The organism is Thermohalobaculum xanthum (assembly GCF_016623495.1).
In the GTDB taxonomy this organism is placed as follows: Bacteria; Pseudomonadota; Alphaproteobacteria; order Rhodobacterales; family Rhodobacteraceae; genus Thermohalobaculum; species Thermohalobaculum xanthum.
Genome location: NZ_JAEHHL010000009.1, coordinates 60159 through 85071, shown reverse-complemented (window position 1 = coordinate 85071; position 24913 = coordinate 60159). Strand labels below are relative to the sequence as shown.

Annotated in this window: 26 protein-coding genes and 1 tRNA gene; 20 read left to right on the top strand and 7 right to left on the bottom strand. The window is 66.9% G+C overall.

Features of this window, described 5'->3' with window-relative positions; genetic code table 11:
* The first annotated feature begins 71 nt into the window (after positions 1 to 71).
* Positions 72 to 1052 carry a quinone oxidoreductase family protein gene (locus H0I76_RS15120; protein WP_200611441.1) on the top strand — a complete coding sequence of 327 codons (981 nt, stop codon included), beginning with the start codon at positions 72 to 74 and terminating at the stop codon, positions 1050 to 1052.
* 60 nt (positions 1053 to 1112) lie between these two features.
* On the opposite strand, the gene rho is transcribed toward H0I76_RS15120, so the two are convergent.
* The 3 genes from rho to hemE all read right to left on the bottom strand — a co-directional run bounded on the left by rho (position 1113) and on the right by hemE (position 4033).
* Positions 1113 to 2378 (bottom strand): transcription termination factor Rho, encoded by a 1266-nt coding sequence (gene rho, locus H0I76_RS15115; RefSeq protein ID WP_200611439.1) that lies wholly within the window; start codon positions 2376 to 2378, stop codon positions 1113 to 1115.
* A 166-nt stretch (positions 2379 to 2544) separates the two neighbouring features.
* A complete protein-coding gene (gene hemJ / locus H0I76_RS15110; RefSeq protein ID WP_200611437.1) occupies positions 2545 to 3003 on the bottom strand; it encodes a protoporphyrinogen oxidase HemJ in 459 nt (152 codons plus the stop codon).
* A 10-nt stretch (positions 3004 to 3013) separates the two neighbouring features.
* Positions 3014 to 4033, bottom strand: a complete 1020-nt coding sequence (gene hemE / locus H0I76_RS15105) for a uroporphyrinogen decarboxylase (protein WP_200611434.1) — start codon at positions 4031 to 4033, stop codon at positions 3014 to 3016.
* A gap of 431 nt (positions 4034 to 4464) precedes the next feature.
* On the opposite strand from hemE, the gene H0I76_RS15100 reads away from it, so the two are divergent.
* From H0I76_RS15100 to dnaQ, 5 genes are read left to right on the top strand one after another with little or no spacing between them, the layout of a single operon-like run.
* Positions 4465 to 5301, top strand: a complete 837-nt coding sequence (locus H0I76_RS15100; protein ID WP_200611432.1) for a pyruvate, water dikinase regulatory protein — start codon at positions 4465 to 4467, stop codon at positions 5299 to 5301.
* On the top strand, positions 5298 to 5894 hold the full coding sequence (locus tag H0I76_RS15095; RefSeq protein WP_200611430.1) for a Maf family protein: 597 nt from the start codon (positions 5298 to 5300) through the stop codon (positions 5892 to 5894). Before H0I76_RS15100 ends, H0I76_RS15095 begins: the two co-directional genes overlap by 4 nt.
* Positions 5891 to 6739, top strand: coding sequence for a shikimate dehydrogenase (locus tag H0I76_RS15090; RefSeq protein ID WP_200611427.1), 849 nt, complete (start codon positions 5891 to 5893; stop codon positions 6737 to 6739). Before H0I76_RS15095 ends, H0I76_RS15090 begins: the two co-directional genes overlap by 4 nt.
* Positions 6736 to 7356, top strand: coding sequence for a dephospho-CoA kinase (gene coaE / locus H0I76_RS15085; protein ID WP_200611424.1), 621 nt, complete (start codon positions 6736 to 6738; stop codon positions 7354 to 7356). Before H0I76_RS15090 ends, coaE begins: the two co-directional genes overlap by 4 nt.
* On the top strand, positions 7349 to 8056 hold the full coding sequence (gene dnaQ, locus H0I76_RS15080) for a DNA polymerase III subunit epsilon (protein WP_200611421.1): 708 nt from the start codon (positions 7349 to 7351) through the stop codon (positions 8054 to 8056). Before coaE ends, dnaQ begins: the two co-directional genes overlap by 8 nt.
* Before the next feature lie 28 nt (positions 8057 to 8084).
* Here the strand turns inward: dnaQ and secB are convergent, their stop codons facing one another.
* Complete coding sequence (gene secB / locus H0I76_RS15075; protein ID WP_200611418.1) at positions 8085 to 8585, bottom strand: protein-export chaperone SecB; 501 nt, start codon at positions 8583 to 8585, stop codon at positions 8085 to 8087.
* An 88-nt stretch (positions 8586 to 8673) separates the two neighbouring features.
* On the bottom strand, positions 8674 to 9186 hold the full coding sequence (locus tag H0I76_RS15070) for an FxsA family protein (RefSeq protein ID WP_200611417.1): 513 nt from the start codon (positions 9184 to 9186) through the stop codon (positions 8674 to 8676).
* A gap of 193 nt (positions 9187 to 9379) precedes the next feature.
* Between H0I76_RS15070 and H0I76_RS15065 the strand changes: the two genes are divergently transcribed.
* The 12 genes from H0I76_RS15065 to H0I76_RS15010 all read left to right on the top strand — a co-directional run bounded on the left by H0I76_RS15065 (position 9380) and on the right by H0I76_RS15010 (position 19966).
* Complete coding sequence (locus tag H0I76_RS15065; protein ID WP_234455351.1) at positions 9380 to 10030, top strand: Tim44/TimA family putative adaptor protein; 651 nt, start codon at positions 9380 to 9382, stop codon at positions 10028 to 10030.
* A 103-nt stretch (positions 10031 to 10133) separates the two neighbouring features.
* Complete coding sequence (mltA, locus tag H0I76_RS15060; RefSeq protein ID WP_200611411.1) at positions 10134 to 11075, top strand: murein transglycosylase A; 942 nt, start codon at positions 10134 to 10136, stop codon at positions 11073 to 11075.
* Between the two features lie 296 nt (positions 11076 to 11371).
* Positions 11372 to 11806, top strand: coding sequence for a Smr/MutS family protein (locus H0I76_RS15055; protein WP_200611408.1), 435 nt, complete (start codon positions 11372 to 11374; stop codon positions 11804 to 11806).
* A 58-nt stretch (positions 11807 to 11864) separates the two neighbouring features.
* Positions 11865 to 11940 (top strand) — tRNA-Lys (locus H0I76_RS15050).
* Positions 11941 to 12249: 309 nt separating this feature from the next.
* Positions 12250 to 12897, top strand: coding sequence for an isochorismatase family protein (locus H0I76_RS15045; protein WP_200611405.1), 648 nt, complete (start codon positions 12250 to 12252; stop codon positions 12895 to 12897).
* A gap of 144 nt (positions 12898 to 13041) precedes the next feature.
* Positions 13042 to 14277 (top strand): metal-dependent hydrolase family protein, encoded by a 1236-nt coding sequence (locus H0I76_RS15040; RefSeq protein WP_200611403.1) that lies wholly within the window; start codon positions 13042 to 13044, stop codon positions 14275 to 14277.
* A 187-nt stretch (positions 14278 to 14464) separates the two neighbouring features.
* Positions 14465 to 15586 (top strand): C4-dicarboxylate TRAP transporter substrate-binding protein, encoded by a 1122-nt coding sequence (locus tag H0I76_RS15035; protein ID WP_200611401.1) that lies wholly within the window; start codon positions 14465 to 14467, stop codon positions 15584 to 15586.
* Positions 15587 to 15657: 71 nt separating this feature from the next.
* Positions 15658 to 16152, top strand: a complete 495-nt coding sequence (locus H0I76_RS15030; RefSeq protein WP_200611399.1) for a TRAP transporter small permease — start codon at positions 15658 to 15660, stop codon at positions 16150 to 16152.
* A gap of 22 nt (positions 16153 to 16174) precedes the next feature.
* Positions 16175 to 17488: a TRAP transporter large permease gene (locus tag H0I76_RS15025; protein WP_200611397.1), complete on the top strand. Its 1314-nt coding sequence runs from the start codon at positions 16175 to 16177 to the stop codon at positions 17486 to 17488.
* A 128-nt stretch (positions 17489 to 17616) separates the two neighbouring features.
* Positions 17617 to 18291: a TetR/AcrR family transcriptional regulator gene (locus H0I76_RS15020; RefSeq protein WP_200611396.1), complete on the top strand. Its 675-nt coding sequence runs from the start codon at positions 17617 to 17619 to the stop codon at positions 18289 to 18291.
* Positions 18288 to 18689 carry a cupin domain-containing protein gene (locus tag H0I76_RS19500; RefSeq protein WP_200611394.1) on the top strand — a complete coding sequence of 134 codons (402 nt, stop codon included), beginning with the start codon at positions 18288 to 18290 and terminating at the stop codon, positions 18687 to 18689. The genes H0I76_RS15020 and H0I76_RS19500 overlap by 4 nt, the downstream gene beginning before the upstream one ends.
* 113 nt (positions 18690 to 18802) lie before the next feature.
* Complete coding sequence (locus H0I76_RS15010) at positions 18803 to 19966, top strand: acyl-CoA dehydrogenase family protein (protein ID WP_200611392.1); 1164 nt, start codon at positions 18803 to 18805, stop codon at positions 19964 to 19966.
* Between the two features lie 59 nt (positions 19967 to 20025).
* Here H0I76_RS15010 and H0I76_RS15005 read toward each other — a convergent pair whose 3' ends face one another.
* Entirely contained in the window at positions 20026 to 21114 is a 1089-nt protein-coding gene (locus tag H0I76_RS15005; protein ID WP_200611390.1) for a calcium:proton antiporter, read from the bottom strand.
* 306 nt (positions 21115 to 21420) lie between these two features.
* Positions 21421 to 23739, bottom strand: coding sequence for a molybdopterin-dependent oxidoreductase (locus tag H0I76_RS15000; RefSeq protein WP_200611388.1), 2319 nt, complete (start codon positions 23737 to 23739; stop codon positions 21421 to 21423).
* 277 nt (positions 23740 to 24016) lie between these two features.
* On the opposite strand from H0I76_RS15000, the gene H0I76_RS14995 reads away from it, so the two are divergent.
* Both H0I76_RS14995 and H0I76_RS14990 read left to right on the top strand, forming a co-directional pair.
* Complete coding sequence (locus tag H0I76_RS14995; protein ID WP_200611385.1) at positions 24017 to 24391, top strand: phasin family protein; 375 nt, start codon at positions 24017 to 24019, stop codon at positions 24389 to 24391.
* A gap of 110 nt (positions 24392 to 24501) precedes the next feature.
* A complete protein-coding gene (locus tag H0I76_RS14990) occupies positions 24502 to 24900 on the top strand; it encodes a VOC family protein (RefSeq protein ID WP_200611383.1) in 399 nt (132 codons plus the stop codon).
* Positions 24901 to 24913: the final 13 nt, after the last annotated feature.

Below are 24913 nucleotides of genomic sequence, written 5' to 3'. Positions count from 1 at the left end.
ATTCGCTCCTTGACCGAGAGGCGCCCAATAGCATCCTCTGGCCGCCGAGAACAGCCAGACGGAGAACGCATATGGCACAGGTCGCGGGCATCAAGATCGCCGAGTTCGGCGGACCCGAGAAGATGAGCTTCACCAGGTGGGAGACGCCAACCCCCGGCGAGGGAGAGATCCTGGTCCGCCACGAGGCCATCGGCGTGAACTTCATCGACACCTATCACCGCACCGGCCTCTATGCCGTGCCGCTGCCCAGCGGGATCGGCCTCGAGGCCGCGGGGACGGTCGAGGCCGTGGGTCCGGGTGTCAGCAGCCCCGCGGTCGGCGATCGCGTCGCCTATTGTTCGGGCCCGATCGGCGCCTATGCCGAGGCACATGTCATCAAGGCCGATCGCTGCGTCACGCTTCCGGACTGGCTGGCAAGCGAAACAATCGCCGCGAGCATGCTGAAAGGCCTGACTTCCCAGTACCTTATCAGGCAGATCCACCGCTGCGGGCCGGATGACACGGTGCTGTTCCACGCCGGTGCCGGCGGCGTCGGCCAGATCGCGGTGCAGTGGCTCAAGCACCTGGGAAGCACGGTGATCGCGACCGCGGGCGGCGCCGAGAAATGCGCGATCGCGCGCGCGCTGGGCGCGGACCACGTGATCGACTATCGCAGCGAGAAGGTGGCGCCGCGCGTGCGCGAGATTACCGGCGGCAAGGGCGTCCGCGTCGTCTATGACGGCGTCGGCAAGGACACCTGGCTCGAGTCGCTCGACTCGTTGCAGACCCGTGGCCTGATGGTCAGCTTCGGCAATGCCTCGGGGCCGGTGACCGGTGTCGATGTCGGGATCCTCGCGGCCAAGGGATCGCTCTTCCTGACGCGGCCGACCCTTGTCCACTACACCGCGACGCGCGAGAGCCTGCAGGGAGCAGCGGACGATTATTTCGCCGCCCTAAAGTCGGGCGCCGTGAAGATCGCCGATCCCACCGTCTACGCGCTGAAGGACGCGGTGCAGGCGCATACCGATCTGCAGGGGCGCAAGACCACCGGATCCCTGATCCTTAAGCCCTGAGATCGGCGAGCTGACTACGGGGCCGCGCGTGGGGAACCCCCGGCGTGCGGCCCAAACCGCTCAGGCGTTCATCGAGTCGAAGAATTCCGAGTTCGACTTCGTCTGCTTCAGCTTCGAGAGCAGGAACTCGATCGCGTCGGTCGTGCCCATCGGGTTGAGGATGCGACGCAGCACGAACATCTTGGTGAGGTCGGTCTTCGAGACCAGCAGGTCTTCCTTGCGGGTGCCCGACTTGAGGATGTCGATCGCGGGGTAGACGCGCTTGTCGGCCACCTTGCGGTCGAGCACGATCTCGGAGTTGCCGGTGCCCTTGAACTCCTCGAAGATCACCTCGTCCATGCGGCTGCCGGTGTCGATCAGTGCGGTCGAGATGATGGTGAGCGAGCCGCCTTCCTCGATGTTGCGCGCGGCGCCGAAGAAGCGCTTGGGCCGCTGCAGCGCATTGGCGTCGACACCACCCGTCAGCACCTTGCCCGAGGACGGCACCACGGTGTTGTAGGCGCGGCCGAGGCGGGTGATCGAGTCGAGCAGGATGACGACGTCGCGGCCATGCTCGACCAGCCGCTTGGCCTTCTCGATGACCATCTCGGCCACGGCAACGTGGCGCGTCGCGGGCTCGTCGAAGGTCGAGGAGATGACCTCGCCCTGGACCGAGCGCTGCATGTCAGTGACCTCTTCCGGCCGCTCGTCGATCAGCAGCACGATGAGGTAGCACTCGGGGTGGTTCTTCTCGATCGAGTGCGCGATGTTCTGGAGCAGAACCGTCTTGCCGGTCCGGGGCGGCGCGACGATCAGGCAGCGCTGGCCCTTCCCGATCGGCGAGACGAGATCGATGATCCGGGCCGAGCGGTCCTTGATGGTCGGATCCTCGATCTCCATCTTGAAGCGCTCGTCCGGATAGAGCGGCGTGAGGTTGTCGAAATGGACCTTGTGGCGCGCCTGCTCTGGATCCTCGAAATTGATCGTGTTGACCTTGAGCAGGGCGAAGTAGCGCTCGCCATCCTTGGGCGCGCGGATCGGGCCCTCGATCGTGTCGCCGGTGCGCAGGGCGAAGCGGCGGATCTGGTTCGGGCCGATATAGATGTCGTCGGGGCCCGGAAGGTAGTTGGCCTCGGGCGAGCGAAGGAAGCCGAAGCCGTCCTGCAGAACCTCGAGCACACCCGACCCGATGATCTCGACATCACGCTCGGCCATCTCCTTGAGGATGGCGAACATCATGTCCTGCTTTCGCATCGCCGAGGCGTTCTCGACCTCCAGCTCCTCGGCAAGGGCAAGAAGCTCGGTGGGCGTTTTCGCCTTGAGGTCGGAAAGTCTCTGCTGGCTCATGGGCTCTCGTCCGGAAGGATGTGACGGCGGTCGGGGATGAGACAGGCACGCTGAAGGCCCGGGAAGGTGAGCACGCGCCGTGGCGATGACGAACCGCCTGTCGGGGGGCTATATGGGAAGAATTTCGCGCTTGTCAATTCTCCATTCGATTCGCGTGAGAAACTGATCAAAACGGTTTGACAATCACCATCAGTACGATGCCGATCATCAGGACCGTCGGCACCTCGTTCATCAATCGGAAGTATCGGCCCGGATGGCTGTTCCGGCCTTTCTCGAATGCGCGCTGCCACGCGACAAGCGCATGATAGAACACCGTCATGCCGATGACGAGCACTGCCTTCACATAGGCCCAGATATCCGAGCCCCAGTCGATCACTCCCGGCGTGAACACCAATGCAAGACCGAACACCCAGGTCGCGACGCCTGCCGGATTTATGATCAGTTTCAGGAGCTTGCGCTCCATCACGATCAGTGTCGCCTCGAGCTCGGAGCCGGGCGAGGCCCGTTCGGCGTGATAGACGAAGAGGCGCGGAAGGTAGAACAGGCCGGCCATCCAGGCGATGACCGACATGACATGCAACGCCTTGGTCCAGGGATAAGCGGACACGAGGAAATCGCCGATCATCGTGCCGCCTTCACCCGCGGATCGCTTTCAGGAGACGATCGACATTCGCCGGATCCGCATCCGGCGTGATCCCGTGGCCCAGATTGAAGATATGCGGATGGCCCGCCATCTCGTCCCTGATCCGGCGCGCCTCGGCCTCCAGCGCAGTGCCGCCGACGACCATCAACATCGGATCGAGATTGCCCTGGAGCGCCACGTCGCCCAGCGCGCCCCGCGCCCAGCCAAGCGGAACCTGCGAGTCGAGCGCGATGGCGTCGACGCCCGCACCCCGCGCGAAATCTCGGTAGAGCGCGCCCGCCCCCCGAGGGAAGCCGATGATCGGAACGTCGGGGTGCCGTTCCTTGAGTGCCGCGGCGATGCGGGCCGCGGGCCGAATGGCGAAACGCTCGAACATCGGCGGCGTCAGCGCGCCTGCCCAACTGTCGAAGATCTTCACCACCTCGGCGCCGGCCTCGATCTGGCACGAGAGATAATGGATCGTCGCATCGGTCACGCGGTCGATGAGTTCCGCAAAGCCGTCGGGATCGCCAAACATCCAGCGCCGCGCCGGCCCTTGGTCGGGCGTCCCGCGTCCCGCGGCCATGTATGTCGCGACCGTCCAAGGGGCCCCGGCAAAGCCGATAAGCGTCGTCTCGGCCGGCAGCGAGCGCGAGAGGCGGCGGACCGTCTCGTAGACCGGGGAAAGCGTCTCGTCGATCTCGTCGAGCGGCCTGAGCGACCCGAGGTCGCGCGGTTCCCGCCGCCAGGCCAGCCGCGGGCCCTCGCCTTCGACGAAGGAAAGATCGAGGCCCAGGGATTGGGGAATGAGCAGGATGTCGGCGAACAGGATCGCCGCGTCGAAGCCAAAGCGGCGGATCGGCTGCAGCGTCACTTCCTCGGCAAGTTCCGGCGTGTAACACAGGTCGAGAAACGAGCCTGCCTTCGCGCGCGTGGCCCGGTATTCCGGCAAGTAGCGTCCTGCCTGCCGCATCAGCCAGACGGGCGGTGTCGGCAACGCTTCTCCGCGCAGCACTCTCAGCAGGGTCTTCATCGGATCTCCCGGGGTCTCGCTCTAGAGTCTTTATATTTATGGATGATGTGTTGAGAGGGACGCTGAGTCTTGGGGATTACCGTATTCTCAAAACCGTTCACAGGCTTATCCGCAGATATTGTGGCTTGCGGCTGCGACGGAAGGTCCGGGGGAGCGGCGCGAGCGCGCAATCAGGGCCGATTTTCATTCTTCTCGTCAACAGGTTACCAAAATGACGCGAAAACTTCTTATTTTAGCTCGCGCGCAGGTTGCAGACTCCGGGAATGGTGACCGAAGTTATCCACAGATCGGGCGTTTTGGGTCGCCTCGCCGTTCACAGGTGGATATCTTTCGACTCTGTCCACGGCTTCCATGCTTGACGCAATTCTGTCACCGATATCCACGATTCCCACATCGATCCGACCCTTGCCGGTTCGCCTGACGGAGACCTGATGCCTGACACCAACCGCCGCTGCCTCCACCTTGTCTCGGACTCGACGGGCGAGACGCTTTACGCGGTGGCGAAGGCCGTGCTGGCGCGGTTCACGGGCACCGACGTGGCGATCCACATGTCGGTCTTCGTCCGCAGCGACGCCGACCTCGAGACGGCGCTGCGCCGGATCGCGGCGCATCCGGGCCCCGTCTTTCATACCCTGGTCGATCCCGATCACCGTGCGCGCGTGGTCGAGTCCGCACGATCGTCGGGGCACGAGGCGGTCGCCATGCTGGATGCGCCGATCGACTGCCTTGCGCGGTTCCTGGGTCGCGAGCCGGATCATCGCCCGGGCGCGCAGCATCGCCTGAACGACGCATATTTCGAACGCATCGCGGCACTCGACTTTGCCATCGCTTTCGATGACGGGGCGCTGGGCGATCGGCTGAAGGCCGCCCATGTCATTCTCACGGGCGTGAGCCGGACCTCGAAGACACCCACATGCATCTATCTCGCCTATCGCGGCATCAAGGCTGCCAACATGCCGCTAATCCCCAAGCGAGAGCCGGACCCCGCGTTCTTCCAGGCGATGGCCGCGGGCATCCCGGTGATCGGGCTGACCGCAAGCCCCGCGCGGCTCGCGCAGGTGCGCAGCCAGCGGCTCGAGGCATTGGGCGAGCGCTCGCATGATTATGCGGATATCGAGCAGATCCGCGCCGAGGTGGCGGATGCCCGCCTGTTCTTCGAGCGCCACGGCCTGCCGGTCATCGACGTCACGCGCCGATCGATCGAGGAGACGGCGGCCGAGATCCAGGCGATCCTGCATTCGACCGGTGCCGCGCGGGGCGAGGCATGAGCGCGATCGTCCTGGCCAGCGCGAGCGAGGCGCGCGCCACCATGCTGCGCGCCGCGGGCGTCGCCGTCGAGACCATGCCGGCGCGGATCGACGAGGCCATGGTCAAGGCGGCACTGCTGGCCGAGGAGGCGCCGCCACGCGACATCGCCGACAAGCTTGCCGAGCTCAAGGCGTTGCGTGTCTCGGCGCGCTGCCCCGGCCGCCTGGTGATCGGCGCCGACCAGGTGCTGGTCTGCGAAGGAAAGCTTTTCGACAAGCCCCCGACCCGCGAGGCTGCGCGCGAACAGCTTTGCGCATTGCGCGGGCAGACGCATCGGCTCCTCTCCGCCGCGGTGATCGCGCGCGACGGGGCGCCGATCTGGCGGCATGTCGGGCAGGCGCAACTGGCGATGCGGCCCTTTACCGACGCCTTCCTCGACCAGTATCTCGACGCCATGGGCGATGCGGTCACGACCACGGTCGGTGCCTACATGCTCGAAGGGCTCGGGTCGCAGCTGTTTGCCCGGGTCCAAGGCGACTATTTTACCGTGCTGGGCCTGCCGCTGCTCGAGGTGCTGGGCTTTCTGCGCGCGCAAGGGATGCTGGTGGAATGAACGATCACGACGGACGGCCCCTCGTTGCCGGGGTTGCGGGATGGCCGATCGCGCATTCGCGCTCGCCCGTCCTGTTCGATCACTGGTTCGGGGCGACAGGGATCGCGGGGCGCTACGTGCCGCTCGCGATCAGGCCCGAGCGTTTCGCCGAGGTCTACAGGGCCCTGCCGCATGCCGGGTTCCGCGGCATCAACGTGACGATCCCCCACAAGCTCGATGCCCTTCGGCTTGCCGACGAGGCGACCGAGGCCGCGCGCGCCATCGGGGCGGCCAACATGATCTGCTTCGCCGAGGATGGCCGCATCGTCGCGGACAATACCGACGCCTATGGCTTCATCGAGAACCTGCGGCATGCCGAACCCGGCTGGCGGCCCGAGACCGGGCCCGCGCTGGTGCTTGGTGCTGGCGGCGCCGCGCGTGCCATTCTGCATGGCCTGCTGGAGGCGGGCGTCCCCGAGATCCGCCTCGCCAACCGCTCGCGCGACAAGGCGGAGGGACTTGCCGATGCGTTCGGGCCGCGCGTTGCCTGCGTCGACTGGGATGCGCGTGCCGCCGCCGGGGCTGGCGCAATGCTGGTGGTGAATGCGACCAGTCTTGGCATGACGGGAAAGCCCGCGCTGGAGATGCCGCTCGATGCCGTGCCCGACGGCGCGCTGGTCAACGACATTGTCTATGTCCCGCTCGAGACGCCGCTGCTGGCCGCGGCGCGGCGGCGCGGGCTTCGGGCCGTTGACGGGCTGGGCATGCTGCTGCACCAGGCCCGCCCGGCGTTTCGTGCCTGGTTCGGGGTCGACCCGCAGGTCGACGACGGCCTGCGGCGGGCCTGCCTGCCGGGCGCGGCATGATCACTCTTGGCCTCACCGGTTCGATCGGGATGGGGAAATCCACCACCGCGAAGATGTTCGCGGCGCTGGGCGTGCCGGTCTGGGACGCGGATGCCGCGGTGCACAGGCTTTACGCTGCCGGGGCTGCGGGCGCCCGGGCGATCGCGGAACTGGCGCCCCGGGCCGTGGGGGCCGAGGGCGTCGATCGCGCCGCCCTGCGTGACGCGGTGCTCGCGGACGATACGCTGCTGCCGCGGATCGAGGCGGCGATCCACCCGCTGGTAGCGGCGGATCGCGAAGCATTCATCGCGGATGCGCGTGCTGTCGGCGCGCCGCTGGTGCTGCTCGATATCCCGCTTCTGTTCGAGACAGGCGCCGATGCGTGGGTCGACCGCGTGGCGGTTGTGTCCGCCCCGGTCGAGTTGCAGCGCGCCCGGGTCCTGGAACGGCCGGGGATGACGGAAGCCGCGCTCGATGCAATTCTCGCGCGGCAGGTACCCGATGCCGAGAAACGCCGCCGTGCCGACTTCGTGATCGAGACCGGCGAAGGGATGGACGCGGCCCGCGCGGCGGTGCACCAGATCGTCGAGAGCCTGACGGGCGCGGATAAGCAAGGGAGCAAGAGCGACGATGCGTGAGATCGTTCTCGACACCGAGACCACGGGGCTCGAGCCGTCCCAGGGCCACCGCATCGTCGAGATTGGCGCGGTCGAGCTGTTCAACCTGCTGCCGACCGGGCGCACCTATCACCAGTACATCAACCCCGAAATGCCGATGCCGCCCGACGCGTTCCGCATTCACGGGCTGGGAGATGATTTTCTCGCGGACAAGCCGGTGTTCCGCAGGATTGCGCGCGGGTTTCTCGACTTCGTGGGCGACGCGCGGCTGGTGATCCACAACGCCTCGTTCGACATGGCAATGATCAATGCCGAGCTGCGTCGGCTGGGTGCCGACGAGCTGCCGATGAGCCGCGCGCTCGACACGGTGCAGATCGCGCGTCAGCGCTTTCCCGGTGCCCCGGCGAACCTCGACGCGCTGTGCAAGCGCTTTGGCGTGGACAATTCGGCGCGTGAGAAGCACGGCGCGCTGCTCGACTGCGAGTTGCTGGCCGAGGTCTATCTCGAACTGATGGGCGGGCGTCAGACCGGTTTCGCGTTGAACGTCGCGGATCAGAAGTCCGAGCAGAAGGTGGCGGTGGCCGCACCCGGCGCGACGGCAGCGCAAAGGCCGAGGCCACTGGCGCCGCGCCTGAGCGATGCCGAGGCCGCGGCCCACGACGCGTTCCTCGCGGAACTCGGAGAGAATGCCATGTGGCTGAAGATGCGGTCGGACGGCTGAACCGCCCGGCCGCGGCGCGCATGCCCGCTCAGGCGTTCCCGGCCTGCTGGGCCTGGTGCTGCGCGAGGCGCTGGCGGTAGAGCGCCGCGAAATCGACATTCTCGATCATCAGCGGCGGGTAGCCGCCATCGCGCGTCACGTCGGCAACCACGCGGCGGGCAAAGGGCAGGATCAGCCGCGGGCACTCGATGAAGACGAGCGGGTGAACGAGATCCTGGCGCGCGTTGTTGATCGAGAAGATGCCGACATAGTCGAGCTCGACCATGAAGCGCGTCTTCTCGCCCGCCTTGGCGGTGGCGGTGATCTTCATCGCCGTCTGGTAACGGTCCTCGCCGATCGAGTTGCCTTCGAGATTGACGTTGACGCTGATCTCGGGCGTCCCCTCGGCCGAGGTCCCCTCGATGGCGCCGACATTCTCGAAGCTCAGGTCGCGGACGAAATGCGCGAGGATCTTGACCTGCGGCTGCTGCTGTTGCTGCTGGGGTTGGGCCTCGGCTCCGGCACCCTCTTTCGGCTCGTCTTCGGCCATTCGAAATTCCTTCCTGTCGGACACGTCACGGGTCGAGGTGGGGCGTAGCAGATCGGTCCGCCAGGGGCAATCGGGCCGGGGGTCGCGCTCAGCCTTGGCCGCCCGGGTGGCGCGTCCAGCCGCTCGACGAACTGCCTGACGCGCCCTTTGCCGGCGGCGCCTCGTCGGTCACGTCCTCGTAGTCGACCTCGACGGTCTGGCCGCCGCCCGGAGGGGGCCCGCCCGGCGCGCGGCGGTAGCTCTGGGCATGCACCACGGTGATGCGCCGCGACAGCGCGGCGATCGCCGCGCTGCGCACCGCCGGCACCAGCAAGAGGAAGCCGATAGCATCGGTAAAGAAGCCCGGCGTGAGCAACAGGATGCCCGCGACGAGGATCATCGCACCGTGCGCAAGGACCGCGCCGGGGTCGCGGCCCGACGAGAGCCGTGCCTGCAGCTCGCCCAATGCCTGGATCCCCTGCTGGCGCAGCAGGAAGGTGCCGATTACCGCAGTCAGGAAGACGATCGCGACCGTGGGCCAGGTGCCGATCAGCGAGCCGACCTCGATGAAGAGGGCGATCTCGATCAGGGGCACGATCAGCAGGATCGCAAAGAGCCACATCTGCGTCACTCCGTCATCAGGGTGCATCGAGTCCGTTTCGCAAGTGGACCGAGAATAGACTTGGGCCCGCGCACCCCCTACATAAGATATGAAAAATGAGAGACCAACCGACCGCGCCCCTTCAGCCAGGGGCCTTTCGTGCGAGCAAGCGGACGGCAGGCAGACGAGAGGCCGGAAAGCGATGAGTCCCCAGATGATCGAGCTTTTGATTCTGTTCGCCGTCGCGGCCTTCGTGCTGTTCCGCCTTAAATCCGTGATCGGCACGCGGACGGGCTACGAGGCGCCGCCCGAGCATCGCGGGCCCGGAAGCGACGGTCCCGGGCATCTGCCGGAGGACCAGCGCGCCGAGCCGCCGGCCGAGGAGATGGCGCTTCGCCATACCCTGCCCGCCGATGCGCGCGACGCCTTGGCCGCGATGCGCGCGGTCGAGCCGAGCTTCTCGCTCGACGAGTTCCTCGACGGCGCGCGCTCGGCCTACGAGATGGTGCTGATGGCCTTCGAGGAGGGCGACCGCCAGACCCTGCAGAACCTCCTTGCCCCCGATGTCTACCGCGCCTTCGAGGGTGTCATCGCGACGCGCGAGAGCGAGGGGCTGAGCGTCGAGGCCCGTTTCATCGGCGTGCGCGATGTGCGGGTGGAAACCGCGTCCTTCGATCCCGAGACCAGCGAGGCCGACGTGACGATCCGCTTCGTCGGCGAGATGATCACCGCGGTGCGCGACCGCGAGAACCGCGTCGTAGAGGGCGACCCGAACGAGATCCGCCGCCAGACGGATGTCTGGACCTTCTCGCGCGTCATGGGTGCGCCCGATCCCAACTGGTTGCTGACCGCGACCGGCGAGTGAGCGTGGGCGGCGCGTGAGGATGGGTCGGCGAGCGGGCACGCGCCGTGCTGTTCTCGCAGGTCTGGGCGCCACGCTTGCCCTCGGGAGTGGGGGTATCGCACCGATGAGCGCACGCGCGGAAACATGGCTCGATTTCTCCGACCTGCGCGGCTGGGACGATGACGCCCACGACGCCGCGCTGGCGGTCTGGCTAAGAAGCAATCCGCCGGATCTGGCGCGGACCCTCGCGGCGCCCTCGCCGGAAGACGGCCCGGCGGTTGCGCGGCGCTGGTGGCAGGAGCGGTTCCGCCCCGTCCTGGTCGGCGATCCTGCGCGCGCGCGCCTGACGGCCTATTACGAGCCCGTCATCCCGGCGTCGGACGTGCCCACGGCGCGCTTCACCGCGCCCCTTTTGGCGCTGCCGCCCGAAAGCGCGTGGCGCGAGCCGATGCCGGATCGCGCGGCTATCGTGGCCGGGGCCTTCGCCGGCTTCGGGCTCGAACTCTTCTGGCTCGAGGATGCGGTCGAGCTGTATTTCCTCCAGATCCAGGGGTCCGGGCGGCTCAAACTGCCCGACGGGCGCCTGGTGCGCATCGGGTATGCGGGGCGCAACGGGCATGACTACGCCTCGATCGGGCGGATCATGATGGCCGAGGGCCATATGCCCGAGGGCGGCGCGAGCGCGGGCCGGATCAAGAAATGGCTGCGCGCCGACCCTGATCGCGGTGCCCGGATGATGGCGCGCAATCCGTCCTACGTGTTCTTCCGCGAGATCGCGAACCTTCGCGACGACGAAGGCCCGATCGGCGCGATGGGCCTGCCGCTCAGCGCGCATCGCTCGCTTGCGATCGATACCCGGCACCACCCCTTCGGCAGCGCGATCTGGGTCGAGGCGAACGGGCTCACGCCCCGGCTGATGGTGGCGATGGATCGCGGCACCGCGATTCGCGGGCCGCAGCGCGGCGACATCTTCTTCGGAACGGGCGAGGCGGCCGGGAACGAGGCCGGCCGCGTGTCCGCGCGCGGCCGTTTGTTGCGGCTTGTCCCCGTCGAGAGCGACGCGTGAGCCGGCCGCCCAAACGCGGGCGGCGCGGACGCGGACATCTCACACCGGAGGATCGCGCGGTGTGGGATCTCGTTGCCCGGCAGATCCGTCCCCTCGAGCGGGCGCAGGAGCACCGGGTGCCAGAAGCCGGACCAGATGCCGAACCCGGCGCCGAACCCGGTGTCGAACCCGGAGCGGATGCGCCGCAGCCCCGTCACCAGGAGCCAGGGGCCCCCGCCCCGCGCGCTGCCGTGTCGCCCGCCGCATTGCTCGCGGGCGCGCGCCGGCCAGGACAGGACGATGCGGGCTTCAGGCGCTTGCCGACGCCCCCGGAGCCGTCACGGGTCACGCTCGATCTTCATGACCCGGCACCCGCCCCTGTCGGGCGCCCCGAGGCCGGGCTTGATCGCCGCACGGCCGAGCGCCTGCGGCGCGGAGAGCGCGCGCCGGACGCGCGCATCGACCTCCATGGCATGACGGCCGAGCGTGCCCACCGCGCGCTGGACCGGTTCATCGCGGATGCGGCGGCGCGCGGGTTGCGCTGCGTGCTGGTGATCACGGGCAAGGGCGGACGCGGCGGTGACGACCATGACGCGGGCTTCATGCGTCCGGATCGCGGACGGCTGCGCCAGGACGCGCCCAGATGGCTGCGCGCTGGTCCCGCGGCGCGAATGATCGTCGGGATCTACGCTGCGCATCGCCGGCACGGCGGCGAAGGCGCGTTCTACGTCTATCTGAAGAAGCATCGCTGAAGGCCCCGCCCGGCGCTTGACGCGTCATGGGAATGCGATTATGGAGAGCGCCTCTTTCGGGCGCATAGCTCAGTTGGTAGAGCAGCTGACTCTTAATCAGCGGGTCCAAGGTTCGAGTCCTTGTGCGCCCACCAAATAAATCAAGGGCTTGGGCGAAAACGCCCGAGCCCTTGTTTCGTTCTGGCCCTCTCCCAGGGCAATCTCACATGACCGACATGGGCGCTCATCCGGCATCCCCCGGACTTGCGCTGATTCCAGCGCGAGAACCCCGTCGACCGCGTCCCGGACCGCATGGCGCGATTGGCGGTGTCGTCGCCTTCGCGGCGGATCGCGCAGCGAGTTTCCACCATATGACGGGCAGACATCCGCCTCGATAAAAAAACAGTCTTGACTGATTTTTTTCAACCCCTACGCTCGGGCCGACGAACTGAAAGGGGAAGATCATGGGAACCGACGACTACAAGAACAGAAGCTATGGCGAGATACCGGTCGGCACCGGGTTCAAGCCCGGAATTGTGGTCGTGGATTTCCAGAAGGGCTTCACCGAAGCGCAGTACCCTCTCGGCGGTGCGCCACTGGTGATGCGCGCGCTGGAGAACACCGCCAAGCTGCTCAAGGTTGCGCGCGCGTATGGCGTGCCGGTTGCCAACTGCAACACGGCCTACATGAACGAGCGCGAGATGCCCTACTGGAAGATCACCGCGGTCAGGAAGACCTTCCTGCACGATCATCCCAGCGTCGCGTTCGACGATCGCATCTACGATCGGACCTATGATCTGACGGTCTGCAAGAAAGCGCCGTCGATCTTCTTCAACACCGACGTGAACGACTACTTCACCAAGGAGCGGGTCGATACAGTGATCGTAACCGGCTGCAACACCAGCGGCTGCATCCGGGCGACCTCGATTGACGCCTTCAGCCACCGCTATCGCACCCTGGTTCCGGAAGATTGCGTCGGTGACATCGAGGAGCAGCCCCATCACGACAACCTGCGCGACCTTGGCCGGCGCTATGTCGACGTCGTGGACTTGAAGACGGCCCTCAACTTCCTCGAGACGTGGCACGCATCGAGGAAAGATCACGCCGCCTGAACCCGGCGCCACCGGAGGTTTGCCCGCACGGAAATCCGCCGCGAGAGTGCACGGTGTCCTGCGGGCGAACTGCCGGGCACAGCAGCAAGAGAGATTCGGACGACGGGCCCGCCGGGACGATCCGACCAGAAAGGAAGACGCGGAATGACCGCCCTGCTCATCAAGAATGCCCGGATCGTTGACGGCACACAGCCCGAGCCGACCGATCCGGTCGGGATCGTCATCGAAGATGGGCTTTTCCGCGAAGTAGGGCCGGGGGTCACCGCCAAGACGGACGAGGTGCTCGACCTCAAGGGTCTCCCGGTGATGCCGGGCCTCATCGACTGCCACGTTCATGTCATCGCGACGACGGCGAACCTGGGACTGAACGCCGTGCTTCCGTCCTCGCTGGTGGCGGCAAAGAGCGCGCGGCTGATGAACCAGATGCTGATGCGCGGCTTTACCACCGTGCGCGACCTCGGTGGGGCCGACCGCGGTCTGCAGCAGGCCGTCGAGGAGGGCTACTTCCAGGGCCCGCGCTTGGTGATCTGCGGCAAGGCGCTGTCCCAGACCGGTGGTCACACCGATTACCGCGGTCCGTTCGATAACCGCGACGTTCGCTGGTACAAGGACCAGCTCGGCGCGATGGGCCGGATTTGCGACGGCGTCTCGGAAGTCCGGCGCGCCACGCGCGAGGAGCTGAAGAACGGTGCGCAATTCGTCAAGGTCATGGCGGATGGCGGAGTGTCCTCGCCCTCGGACCCGGTCGGCTATCTTGTGTTCTCGGTCGAGGAGCTGAAAGCGATCGTCGAGATCGCGAAGGGCTTCGGAACCTATGTCTCGGGGCATCTCTACGCGGACGAGGCCATCGTGCGGGCGCTCGACTGCGGCATCGACACCATCGAGCATGGCAACCTGATCTCGGACGCGACCATCGCGCGTGTCGTGCGCGAAGGGGCGTTCGTGGTGCCGACCAACATCACCTATGACCTCCTGGCCCGGAAAGGCGCCGAGTTCGGGCTGCCGCCGGAATCGGTCGCCAAGGTCTCGGATGTGCGCGAGGCCGGGCTGGAGCGCCTGGTGAAGATGCACGAGGCAGGTGTGACCATGGGCTACGGCTCGGACCTCTTGGGCGGGATGCAGACCGAGCAATCGGGCGAGTTCCCCCTCCGCGGCCGCTACATCCCCGCCGATGCGGTGATCCGCTCGGCCACCGTGGATGCCGCCAAGGTGCTGCGGATGGAGGGCCGGATCGGCGCGATCGTCCCCGGGGCATATGCCGACCTGATCGCGGTGGATGGCAATCCGATCGCCGACCTCGACCTGCTGACCGGCCAGGGCGCTCACATGCCGCTCATCATGAAGGACGGCAAGGCAATGAAACGGTCCGCGAGCCTCTGACGCGCTGGCCGAAGGAACCGGTTCTCGGGGATCGGTGATTGCAACCGACCAGGAAAGGCAACCCGGTCCGGAAGTTGCTCAGGGAAGACGGAGCGGATCCGCCGCCCCGAACAAGGATAAGCCGACCAATCCGCGGTCGACTGAGGTGCCGCGGCAATCTTGGATCCTCAGCAGCAGGGAGAAAGTGATGAAGAACATGTTCAGGATTGCGGCGCTCGCGGGGGTGATCGCCGCCCCGGCCGCCGCGCAAACGAGCTTTATCGCCAACAGCTTCTACGACGCCGCGGTGCCGATGTCGGGCGCTGGCTACGTGGAATGGGCCGAGCTCGTGAAGGAGCTGTCGGGCGGGGACCTGGTGCCGGAAGTCTACACCGGCACGGTGCTCCTTGCCCCTCGCGCCGCCTTGCAGGGCGCGCGCGATAACGTGGCGCAGGTGGTGCATCACGCGGCGATCTACACCCCGTCCGAGCTTCCGGTCGCGAACGCGGTGCAGGAACTCGGGTTCAACTATTCCGACCCCGTTCCGACCATCTTCGCGGTCGCCGAGTTCTCGATGCACAATCCCGAGCAGCTCGCCGAGTGGAAGGACAACGGGATCGTCTATCTCGGCGCCTACTCGACCCCGGCCTATGTGCTGATGTGCTCGAGCCCGGTGCGCAACCTCGAGGAGTTCAAGGGCAAGCGCATCCGCACCGCGGGTTCGGCCGTGTCGGTCTGGGTTGAAGAGGCCGGCGGCATTCCCGTCAACGTGCCCTCGAGCGAGATGTATACCGGGCTCGAGCGCGGAACGCTCGACTGCGCGACGAACTCGGCCAGCGATCTGGTCGATCGCTCGCTGATGGAGGTCGCCAAGCACACGACACTGCTCTCGACCGGGATGTACTGGTCGGGCCCGCAATGGGGCTTCAACCGTGCGTTCTGGAATGGGTTGACGCCCGATCAGCGCAAGGTGCTCATGGAGGCGTCGGCGCGGTCGATGGCCCGCATCGTGATTGCGTATAACGAGAAGGTGCAGGCCGGGCTCGACAAGGCCGCCGAGGCTGGTGGCAATACCTACGAGCCGGAGGAAGATCTTGCCGCGTCGGTGGCCGCCTTCCGCGAGAAGTCGCTTGCCTCTGTCTACGAGACAGCGCGTACCCAGCACGGGATCGAGAATGCCGAGGCGCTGATCGATAGCTTCCGCGCCACGATGACCAAGTGGGAAGAGCTTCTCGCCAATGTCGACACGACGGACGAGGACGCCCTGACCGCGCTGGCGATGAAAGAGGTCTACGGCGACATCGACCCGGCGACCTACGGCACCGACTGAGCCGATCCGGGCGTGCCCGTCACCAGGGCGGGCACGCCCACCAGACACTCACGGGACCGGAGGTTCCTTCGATGCAGGCTGCTCTCCGAATATCCCGGTGGATCAACATCGGCAGCGCGGTTCTGGCCGGAATCGCCATGGTCCTGATGATGCTGCACATCACCCTGGACGTGGCCGTCCGGTATTTCTTCAACGGCCAGATCGTCGGCACGCTCGAGGTCGTCTCCTTCTACTACATGGTGGTGCTCGTCTTTCTCGCATTCGGCTATGTCGAGATGCGGTTCGAGAACATCCGCGTCGATCTCTTTGCCCAGATGATGCCGCGCTGGGTGCAGTTCGCGCTCTACATCATGGCTTGCCTTCTGGGCCTTGTGTTCTTCGGGATGCTGTTCTGGCAGTCGCTCAATGACGCGATCGGCTCGACGCAGCGAGGCGAGGATGCGATGGCGAATTTCACATTCTACCTCTGGCCCGCGCGCTGGGCCTTGCCGATCGGCTTCGCGGGCGTCTTCCTCGCGATCCTCTCGAACCTGTTGATTTCCCTCTCGCGCCGCAAGGCGCTCTGATCAGGTCCCCGGAGGGCGGTAGATGAGCAATCTCGACGTTGGCATCTGGGGCGTGGTCGCCGCACTGGCGCTGATTGCGCTGAGGGTGCCGATCGGGCTCGCGCTGGGCCTGGTCTCGATCATCGGCATTGCCGTCATGTTCAACATGAACGTGGCCTGGGGCATGATCTCGGCGACGCCGTTCGACTATGTCGGGCAATGGGAGCTGTCGGCCGCGCCGATGTTCCTTCTCATGGGCTTCATCTGCTCGTCGACGGACATGACCCGCGGGCTGTTTCTCGCCCTGCGCCTCTACCTCGCGCGGCTCCCCGGTGGCCTCGCCATCACGTCGGTCGGCGCCTGCGCCTTCTTCGCCGCGGCGTCGGGTTCGTCGGTCGCGACCGCCTCGGCGATGGCGCGCATGGCGGTGCCCGAGATGCTCAACAACGGCTACGACCGCGGCCTCGCCACCGGCACGATCGCGGCTTCGGGAACGCTCGGGTCGCTGATCCCGCCTTCGGTTCTCCTGATCCTCTACGGGGTCTATGCGCAGGTCTCGGTCGGGCAACTCTTCATGGCCGGGTTCATCCCGGGGATCCTGTCGGCCCTGATCTACATGGCGATGATCGTCATTCGCGTGAAGCTTAAGCCCGAGCTTGCCGGCGCGGGGGCCGTCCAGTTCAACCCCACACCCGAGGAGCGCGCGGCGGCGCTGCGCGATGTCTGGCCGCTGCCGACGCTGATCCTCGTCGTGCTGGGCGGAATCTTCACCGGCGTCTTCTCGCCAACCGAGGCGGGTGCGCTCGGCGCCTTCGCGGCAATGGTGATCGCGGCCGCCCGCCGCAGGCTCACCCGCGCGGCAGCACTCGAGGCCGTGGCGCAAGCGGTCGTCTCGACCGCGTCGATCTTCATCATCCTGATCGGATCGCTGTTCTTCACACGCTTCCTGGCGCTGTCGGGCTTCCCGCAAGCCTTCAGCGGCGCGATCCTGTCGGTCAGCAGCGAGACCTGGTGGATATTCCTGGCCGTCACCGTCATTTACCTGGTCCTGGGGATGCTGATCGACAGCATCGGGCTGCTGTTGCTGACGCTGCCGATCCTGGTTCCCCTGATCGATACGGCTGGAATCAACCCGGTCTGGTTCGGCATCATCGTGATCAAGCTCCTGGAAATCGGGCTGATCACGCCGCCGATCGGGCTCAACGTATACATGATCAACGGCGCATTGAATAACAGGGTGACGCTGCCCGAGATTTTCCGGGGCATTACCTGGTTCCTGGCGATGGACCTCGTGGCGCTCCTTCTCCTGTTCATGTTCCCGATCATCTCTTTGTGGCTGCCCTCGATCGCCTATTGACCGATCTCGCCGCCTGCATCCGGGGCAGCGGCACGCAAGTAAAAACGAGCCGGGCGCACCATGCATGCGCCCCCGACGGCCTTTAGGCACGCGGCAGCGGAAGGAGGAACGCATGGCACGGGTCGGACATGACGACGAGTGAGAAACATGTACAAGCACGCAGCATCGCAACGCGCGAGAGCCTGATCGCGGCCACGTTGGATGTCATCTACGACCGGGGCTACAACCGAGCCACGACATCCGAATTCGCGAAGCGGGCCGGGGTGTCCCGTGGCGCGCTCCTGCACCATTTCCCGACGCGCTCGGACATCATCGTCGCGGCGATGGAGCGGCTGCTCGCCGACGGCACGCATGACATCCGCAGCTGCGCGGCGGATGTCGCGAAGGGCAAGATCCGGCTCGGCGAGTTCATCGAGTTCCTCTGGGGAAAGTTCTCGGGAAAGTTCTTCTATCTCTCGATCGAGTTCATCAACGAGGCGCGCACCGACACCGAGTTGCGGCAGAAGATGGTTCCCGTCGTCCGGCAGTTCCACGAGGTGCTGGACGGCATCTGGGCCGAGCTGCAGGCGCTGAACAGCAATCCGCAGGAGGCGCGGGTCGTGCTGAACCTGACCGTTTGCCTGGTCCGCGGGATGGGCGTCCAGACGGTTCTGAAGGACGACCCGGCATACTACCGCGCGCTGCTGGAGGCGTGGAAGAACATCCTGCCGCACCTGATGAGCGATCTGGGCCACGAGCTCATGTTTCCCGGCAGGCCACTCGCCTCGCCGGCGCCTCGGAGCGCGGAAGGAAGAAAGACGTGACTGAGACGGTTCCACCCAAGGCCCACCCTCCCGCGGCAACGCTGCGCGGGTCATCGACCGGCTATGCCGCGATTCCCGGAACCCGGTTCGAGATGCGCGAGAACGGTCTCTTGGCGGCCAGCCGCGGCGCCTATACGGCGCGCCATTTCCGGGTGATCGAAGGCGGTGCGGTCGAGCAGGACATGCACTGGCATGATGCCGAGTTTCAGTATGTCCACGTGTTGAAGGGCGAGATCGAGTTCGAGCTGCAGGACAATGAGATCAAGACATTAGGTGCCGGTGACGCCATCTGGCTGCCGCGAGCGTCCCTGCATCGCGTGACCCGCGTGTCGGCTGATCTGGAATTCCTCGAGATCTTCTCGCCCGCCGAGGTGGCGACCGTTCCGGCGCGGGAGTGACGGCCGGCACTGCGTCGGAGACCCCCTCAGCCCTTGACGCGCGCGGGGATCCGGCGACTGTCGGAGCCTTGCCGCCTAGCCCGCGGCAGGATGCCAGATTCAAGGAGAGCGACGTGCAGACCAGCGCCCCCGACGACCATGACGATCTGCGCGAAGCCTTGCGCGCGCTCTGCGCCGAGTTTCCTGCCGAGTACCACCGGAGGCATGGCGCCGAGGACAGCTACCCCGAGGAATTCATCACCGCTCTGACCGATGCGGGCTGGCTGGCCGCGATGATCCCCGAGGAATACGGCGGCTCGGGGCTCGGCCTGACCGAGGCCTCGATCGTGATGGAGGAGATCAACCGCAGCGGCGGCAATGCGGGCCACTGCCACGGCCAGATGTACAACATGGGAACGCTGCTGAGGCATGGCTCGGACGAGCAGAAGCGGCGCTACCTGCCCAAGATCGCGACCGGCGAGCTTCGGCTCCAGTCGATGGCGGTGACCGAGCCCACCACCGGCACCGACACCACCAAGCTCAAAACCACCGCGGTGAAGAAGGGCGACCGCTACGTGGTGAACGGCCAGAAGGTCTGGATCAGCCGGATCCAGCATTCGGACCTGATGATCCTCCTGGCCCGGACAACGCCGCTGAGCGAGGTGAAGCGCAAGTCCGAGGGGCTGTCGATCTTTCTCGTCGAGCTCGACCAGGCGATCGGCAAGGGCATGGACGTCAAACCCATTCCCAACATGGTCGGGCACGAGACGAACGAGCTGTTCTTCGACGACCTCGAGCTTCCGTCCGAGACCCTGATCGGCGAGGAAGGAAAGGGATTTCGCTACATCCTCGACGGCCTCAACGCCGAGCGCACGCTGATCGCCGCCGAATGCATCGGCGACGGCTACTGGTTCATCGACAAGGCCACGGCCTACGCGAAGGAGCGCGAAGTGTTCGGGCGCCCGATCGGCCAGAACCAGGGCGTGCAGTTCCCGCTGGCGCGGGCCTACGCGGGCGTCGAGGCGGCGAACCTGATGCGGTTCGAGGCCTGCCGCCGCTTCGACGCCATGCAGCACTGCGGCGCCCAGGCGAACATGGCCAAGATGCTGGCGGCCGAGGCGTCATGGGAGGCGGCGAACGCCTGCCTCCAGACCTTCGGCGGCTTCGGTTTTGCCGAGGAGTACGATGTCGAGCGCAAGTTCCGCGAGACGCGGCTCTACCAGGTGGCGCCGATCTCGACCAACCTGATCCTCTCCTACATCGCCGAGCACATCCTCGGCATGCCGCGCAGCTTCTGAGGCGCGTTCGGGCCCCTTTCCCGGCCGGCCGCGTCGCGGAGGTCGGCTGGGACGCACCGTCAGGGCACGGCCGAGATCGTCAGGAAGGCGCCGAAGATCACCAGGTGGATGCCGCCCTGCATGATGGTCGTGCGCCCCGTGGCAAGCGACAGCGTGCTCATGAAGAGGGTCAGCACCAGCAGCACGATATGTTCGGGATCGAGGCCGAGGATCAGGGTCCGGCCCATCGCCACCGAGATCAGGGCGACGGTCGGGATCGTCAGGCAAAGGCTGGCGAGCGCGGATCCCAGCGCGAGGTTCAGGCTGGTCTGCAAGCGATTCTCGCTGGCGGCGCGGATCGACGTGATGCCCTCGGGCAGCAACACGATCAGCGCGATGGCCACGCCGACCATGGCCTCGGGAAGCCCTGCGTCCTCGATGACGGATCGCACCGGGTCGGACAGCAGCTCGGCCAGCAGCACGACGGCAAGAAGCGCGAGAAGAAGCATCAGGATCGCCACCACGAAGACACGCTGCGGCGGCGCTGCGGCGTCGTGGTGCTCGGCGGCGATCGTGTCGAGGAAGTCCGCCCGATGGCTGACCGTCTGGACGAAGAGAAACAGGCCGTAGAGGATCAGCGACATCGCCGCGACGAAGGTCAGCTGCGTGGGGTTATAGACCGGACCCGGCTCGGCCAGCGTGTAGCTGGGGAGGATCAGGCCCAACGCGGCGAGGGTGCCGAGCACGCCCAGTGCCGCCGTCGCGCCGCGCACCTGGAAGCCCTGCTGGTGGTAGCGGATCCCCCCTGTCAGCAGGCAGACCCCGACGATCCCGTTCATGACGATCATGATCGCGGCGAAGACGGTATCGCGGGCCACGGTGCCGTCGCCCTCGCTGTCGGACAGGAGCACCGAGACGATCAGTGCGACCTCGATCACCGTGACCGAGAGGGTGAGGATGATCGAGCCGAAGGGTTGCCCGATGCGATGGGCGACAAGCTCGGCGTGGTCAACGGCTGCGAGAACCGTGAGAAGCAGAAGGGGAACAGCGAGCAGGAACAGCGGCGTCGACACGATCCCGTGGAAAGCGAACTCGATCACGGCGATGAACATGAGCGTCACGACGGGGGCCGCGAGGCTCCGGGCCGGCAAGAACTTCTGTTCGGTCATAACGTCGCCCGCAGCGTTGAATTCGGAGCCCGGCCGGGTGCGCGCGCCCCGAGCGGAGCGGGCCGGAGGAAAAATCGGTATTCCGCAGCACTAGCCCAGCCGCAGGCACGACGAAACCCCAAGGCCGTGCCGGCGACAAGGAAATTGCATGGGGTGCTTCTCCGCCGCCGGGCTGGCGCCAACGCCCTTCTCCGGCCCCGCGAAACCGTCGCCGGCCGTGTCACGCATGAAGGCATCACCCGGCCTGCAGGCCGCCGGTCGCCCAAGCGCGTGCAGCCGCGCACGCGCCCGGTTGCGCCCGCCCGGTCAGTCGCGCCCGATGATCGGCGGCGGGTCGAAGGCGGTGACGGGCGGCAGCGGGCCGTCCCAGCGTTCGACCTCGACCAGTGTCGAATGGGCCGACGGCCCCTGGCCCAGACGCGAGGTGCCGCGGTCGGCGGTCAGCACATTGGGATTGCCGTGCTTGCACATGCCGAAGGGCTCGATCGGGTCGTACCACGCGCCCGTCGAAAGCTGCACGACCCCGCGCCGCACCTTGTCCGACAGGATCAGGCCGGCCAGGCAGGCGCCACGATCATTGTAGACGCGCACGACGTCACCATCCTTCAGGCCACGCGCGGCGCCGTCCTCGGGATGCATGGTCATCGGCTCGCGGCCCTTGATCTTCGAGGCGCGGCTGACGCCACCGGGATCGAGCTGGCTGTGCAACCGCGTCTTGGGCTGGTTCGAGACGAGGTGCAGCGGAAAACGCTCGGCCTTGGGGCTGCCCAGCCATTCGCGCGGCTCGATCCAGGCCGGATGCCCGGGGCAGTCGTCATAGCCGAAGCCGGCGACGCGCTCGGAGAAGATCTCGATCCGGCCGGATGGGGTCTCGAGCGGCGCGCCCTCGGGGTCGGTTCGGAAGCTGTCGTAAAGGATGGGCTCGCGCGGGTTCGGCGGCAGCTCGACCATCTCGCGCTCGCGCAACTCCGCCAGCGACGGCAACTCGAAGCCTGCCTCGGCCGCGCGCTGGCGCGACTGGTTCCACAGGTGCTCGATCCATTCCTCCTCGGTCCGGCCCTCGGTGAACGCCTCCTCGACGCCGAACCGCCGCGCGAGGCCCGCGAAGATCTGGTGATCGCTGCGCGACTCGCCGACCGGCTCGATCGCCTTGCGCATGGCGACGATCAGCGGCTCCCAATGCGTCATGGCGATGTCCTCGCGCTCGAGCGCCGTGGTCGCCGGCAGCACGATGTCGGCATGGCGCGCCGTTGCCGTCCACCAGATCTCGTTGACGATGACGGTCTCGGGGCGGTGGAAGGCGCGCACCAGGCGGTTGAGGTCCTGGTGGTGGTGGAACGGGTTGCCCCCGGTCCAGTAGACCATCCGCAGGTCGGGATAGACGCGGCGCGTGCCGTTGAATTCGTAAGGCTCGCCCGGGTGCAGCAGGGCGTCGGAGATGCGCGCCACCGGGATCGCTTCGCGCACCGGGTTCAGGCGCTGTGGCACCGCCGGGAACTTGAACGGCAGCACAGGGTTGCCGATCCCGTTCTCCGAGCCATAGCCGATGCCGAAGCCGCCGCCCGGCAGGCCGATCTGGCCCAGCATGGCAGCCAGGGTGACGGCCGCCCAGCCGGGCTGCTCGCCATGGTCGGCGCGCTGGATCGACCAGGCGATGGTGATCATCGTGCGGTTCTTCGCCATGCGGCGCGCCAGGGCGCGGATCGTCTCCGGCTCGACCCCGGTGATCCCGGAGGCCCAGTCCGCATCCTTGACCTGCCCGTCCGCGTCGCCACGCAGATAGGCCTCGAACCGATCCATGCCGACGGTGCAGCGGTCGAGGAACGCGCGGTCCTCCAGCCCCTCGGCCAGCAGGGTGTGGCACAGCGCCAGCAGGAGCGCGGTGTCCGACCCCGGCCGCGGCGCGATCCACTCGGCCTCGAGGCCCGAGATCGCGTCGCTGCGGATCGGGCTGATGTTCACGAACTGGCAGCCGCGGGCATGCGCCTTCAGCAGCCACTCGCGCATCGTGTGCTGGCCGACCCCGCCCGAGGTCACCTGCGCGTTCTTGCGCGCGAGCCCGCCGAGCATCACCACCAGGCTCGAATGCTCGGCGATCACCGGCCACGAGGTCGCACCGTCGAGGATATCCCGGAACGGCCCGGTGACATGGGGCATGGTCGCGCTGATCGCCGCGTAGGAATAGGTGTCGATCGCCTGCACATGGCCGCCAACCAGGTTGAAGAACCGGCGGAGCTGGCTCTGCGCGTGATGGAACCGTCCGGCCGAGGCCCAGCCATAGGACCCCGCGAAGATCGCGTCGCTGCCATGGCTGTCCCGAATGCGCGCGATCTCGGACGCGGCGATGTCGAGCGCCTCGTCCCACGGCACGGCGACGAAGGGCTCGCGCCCGCGCCCGGTGCGGTCCGAGCGGTGGCCGTGCTCGAGAAAACCTTTCCGGATCATGGGCCTGCCCACCCGCGTCGGGTGGTCCAGCGCCTCGACGATGCCATGCCCGATCAGCGCCGGGTCGGGGTCGCGGGCATAGTCGCGCACCGCCGTCACGCGGCCGTCGCGGACTTCGGCATGGTAGGTGCCCCAATGCGTCGAGAAGGGTGTGGTGCGAGGGGATTCGGCGCCGGCCATCTGAGCTCCGTTCGTTCCAGGCGAGGACGGGGCGGCGCACCAGCTTGCACGCCGTCCCTCGCCCCATTTCTAGCGGGTCGTGCCCGTGGCCGATACGCCAATTGCGGCGGCCGGGGACAGAGTTTGACCTGTGTCATAGTGGTACGGCGATCGCCATGCTACCGGTTCAACTCGTGCGTGAGTCGCGTGCGGATCAGCGGCCGCTTTCCTTTGGCCCGCCACGTTGGAGCGGCGCCTCGGCCACCTGACCATCACCTCTCGCAAAGGATGCTCGATGATGCCGAAGCAGAACGGAGGACGCCCGGCCGCCGGTTCCGTGGACTTGGGCGAGGTTGCCCGCGCGAGCCAGAAATCGCTTGCGACCATCACCCATCTGCACAACCGGATGATCCGCGACAGCCTGCGCTTCCAGGCCGAGTTGCTGGATTTCGCCCGCCGCCGCGTCTCCGCAGACATCGAGGCGCAGGACCGGCTGATGCGCTGCACCTCGCCCAACGACGCCGCGCGCGTGATGAACGAGTTCTGCCAGACCGCGGCGCGCGACTACAGCGAGGAAGCGGCGGGCCTGATGAAGCTGTGCGTCGGCATGGCGGCGGAGGCGGCCGAGGAAACCGTCGCCGAGGCGAAGGCAGAGAAGACCGGCAACGCCTGATCGGCCAGACGACGGTGGCGCGCGGCCTTGGGTGCCGCGCGGCGCTGTTCTAGGGTTCCCGTAGTCCCGCGTGGCAGCCGCGCGGGAAAGCATCGTTTTACGGAGCCCGCATGATCATCGACCGCATCGACCACTTCGTGCTCACGGTCGCGTCGCTCGACGCGACCTGCGATTTCTACAGCCGCGTTCTCGGAATGAAGGTCGAGACCTTCCGCCCCGCCGACGGGACCGAGCGCCGCGCGCTGAGCTTCGGGCGCCAGAAGATCAACCTGCACGAGGCAGGTGCCGAGTTCGAGCCCAAGGCACTGGCCCCGCGCCCGGGCAGCGGCGATTTCTGCCTGATCACCGACCAGCCGCTCGACGAGGTCACCGCCCATCTCGGGCGCGAGGGCGTCGAGGTCGAGATCGGCCCGGTGCCGCGCACCGGCGCGCGCGGCGCGATCACCTCGGTCTATTTCCGCGACCCCGACGGCAACCTCGTCGAGGTCGCGACCTACGACGCGAGATAGCGCCCCCCGCGCC

Coding starts and splice junctions, on each gene's coding strand:
- H0I76_RS15120 (WP_200611441.1), top strand. CDS start 72: ATGGCACAGGTCGCGGGCATCAAGATCGCCGAGTTCGGCGGACCCGAG.
- rho (WP_200611439.1), bottom strand. CDS start 2,378: ATGAGCCAGCAGAGACTTTCCGACCTCAAGGCGAAAACGCCCACCGAG.
- hemJ (WP_200611437.1), bottom strand. CDS start 3,003: ATGATCGGCGATTTCCTCGTGTCCGCTTATCCCTGGACCAAGGCGTTG.
- hemE (WP_200611434.1), bottom strand. CDS start 4,033: ATGAAGACCCTGCTGAGAGTGCTGCGCGGAGAAGCGTTGCCGACACCG.
- H0I76_RS15100 (WP_200611432.1), top strand. CDS start 4,465: ATGCCTGACACCAACCGCCGCTGCCTCCACCTTGTCTCGGACTCGACG.
- H0I76_RS15095 (WP_200611430.1), top strand. CDS start 5,298: ATGAGCGCGATCGTCCTGGCCAGCGCGAGCGAGGCGCGCGCCACCATG.
- H0I76_RS15090 (WP_200611427.1), top strand. CDS start 5,891: ATGAACGATCACGACGGACGGCCCCTCGTTGCCGGGGTTGCGGGATGG.
- coaE (WP_200611424.1), top strand. CDS start 6,736: ATGATCACTCTTGGCCTCACCGGTTCGATCGGGATGGGGAAATCCACC.
- dnaQ (WP_200611421.1), top strand. CDS start 7,349: ATGCGTGAGATCGTTCTCGACACCGAGACCACGGGGCTCGAGCCGTCC.
- secB (WP_200611418.1), bottom strand. CDS start 8,585: ATGGCCGAAGACGAGCCGAAAGAGGGTGCCGGAGCCGAGGCCCAACCC.
- H0I76_RS15070 (WP_200611417.1), bottom strand. CDS start 9,186: ATGTGGCTCTTTGCGATCCTGCTGATCGTGCCCCTGATCGAGATCGCC.
- H0I76_RS15065 (WP_234455351.1), top strand. CDS start 9,380: ATGATCGAGCTTTTGATTCTGTTCGCCGTCGCGGCCTTCGTGCTGTTC.
- mltA (WP_200611411.1), top strand. CDS start 10,134: ATGAGCGCACGCGCGGAAACATGGCTCGATTTCTCCGACCTGCGCGGC.
- H0I76_RS15045 (WP_200611405.1), top strand. CDS start 12,250: ATGGGAACCGACGACTACAAGAACAGAAGCTATGGCGAGATACCGGTC.
- H0I76_RS15040 (WP_200611403.1), top strand. CDS start 13,042: ATGACCGCCCTGCTCATCAAGAATGCCCGGATCGTTGACGGCACACAG.
- H0I76_RS15035 (WP_200611401.1), top strand. CDS start 14,465: ATGAAGAACATGTTCAGGATTGCGGCGCTCGCGGGGGTGATCGCCGCC.
- H0I76_RS15030 (WP_200611399.1), top strand. CDS start 15,658: ATGCAGGCTGCTCTCCGAATATCCCGGTGGATCAACATCGGCAGCGCG.
- H0I76_RS15025 (WP_200611397.1), top strand. CDS start 16,175: ATGAGCAATCTCGACGTTGGCATCTGGGGCGTGGTCGCCGCACTGGCG.
- H0I76_RS15020 (WP_200611396.1), top strand. CDS start 17,617: ATGACGACGAGTGAGAAACATGTACAAGCACGCAGCATCGCAACGCGC.
- H0I76_RS15005 (WP_200611390.1), bottom strand. CDS start 21,114: ATGACCGAACAGAAGTTCTTGCCGGCCCGGAGCCTCGCGGCCCCCGTC.
- H0I76_RS15000 (WP_200611388.1), bottom strand. CDS start 23,739: ATGGCCGGCGCCGAATCCCCTCGCACCACACCCTTCTCGACGCATTGG.
- H0I76_RS14995 (WP_200611385.1), top strand. CDS start 24,017: ATGCCGAAGCAGAACGGAGGACGCCCGGCCGCCGGTTCCGTGGACTTG.
- H0I76_RS14990 (WP_200611383.1), top strand. CDS start 24,502: ATGATCATCGACCGCATCGACCACTTCGTGCTCACGGTCGCGTCGCTC.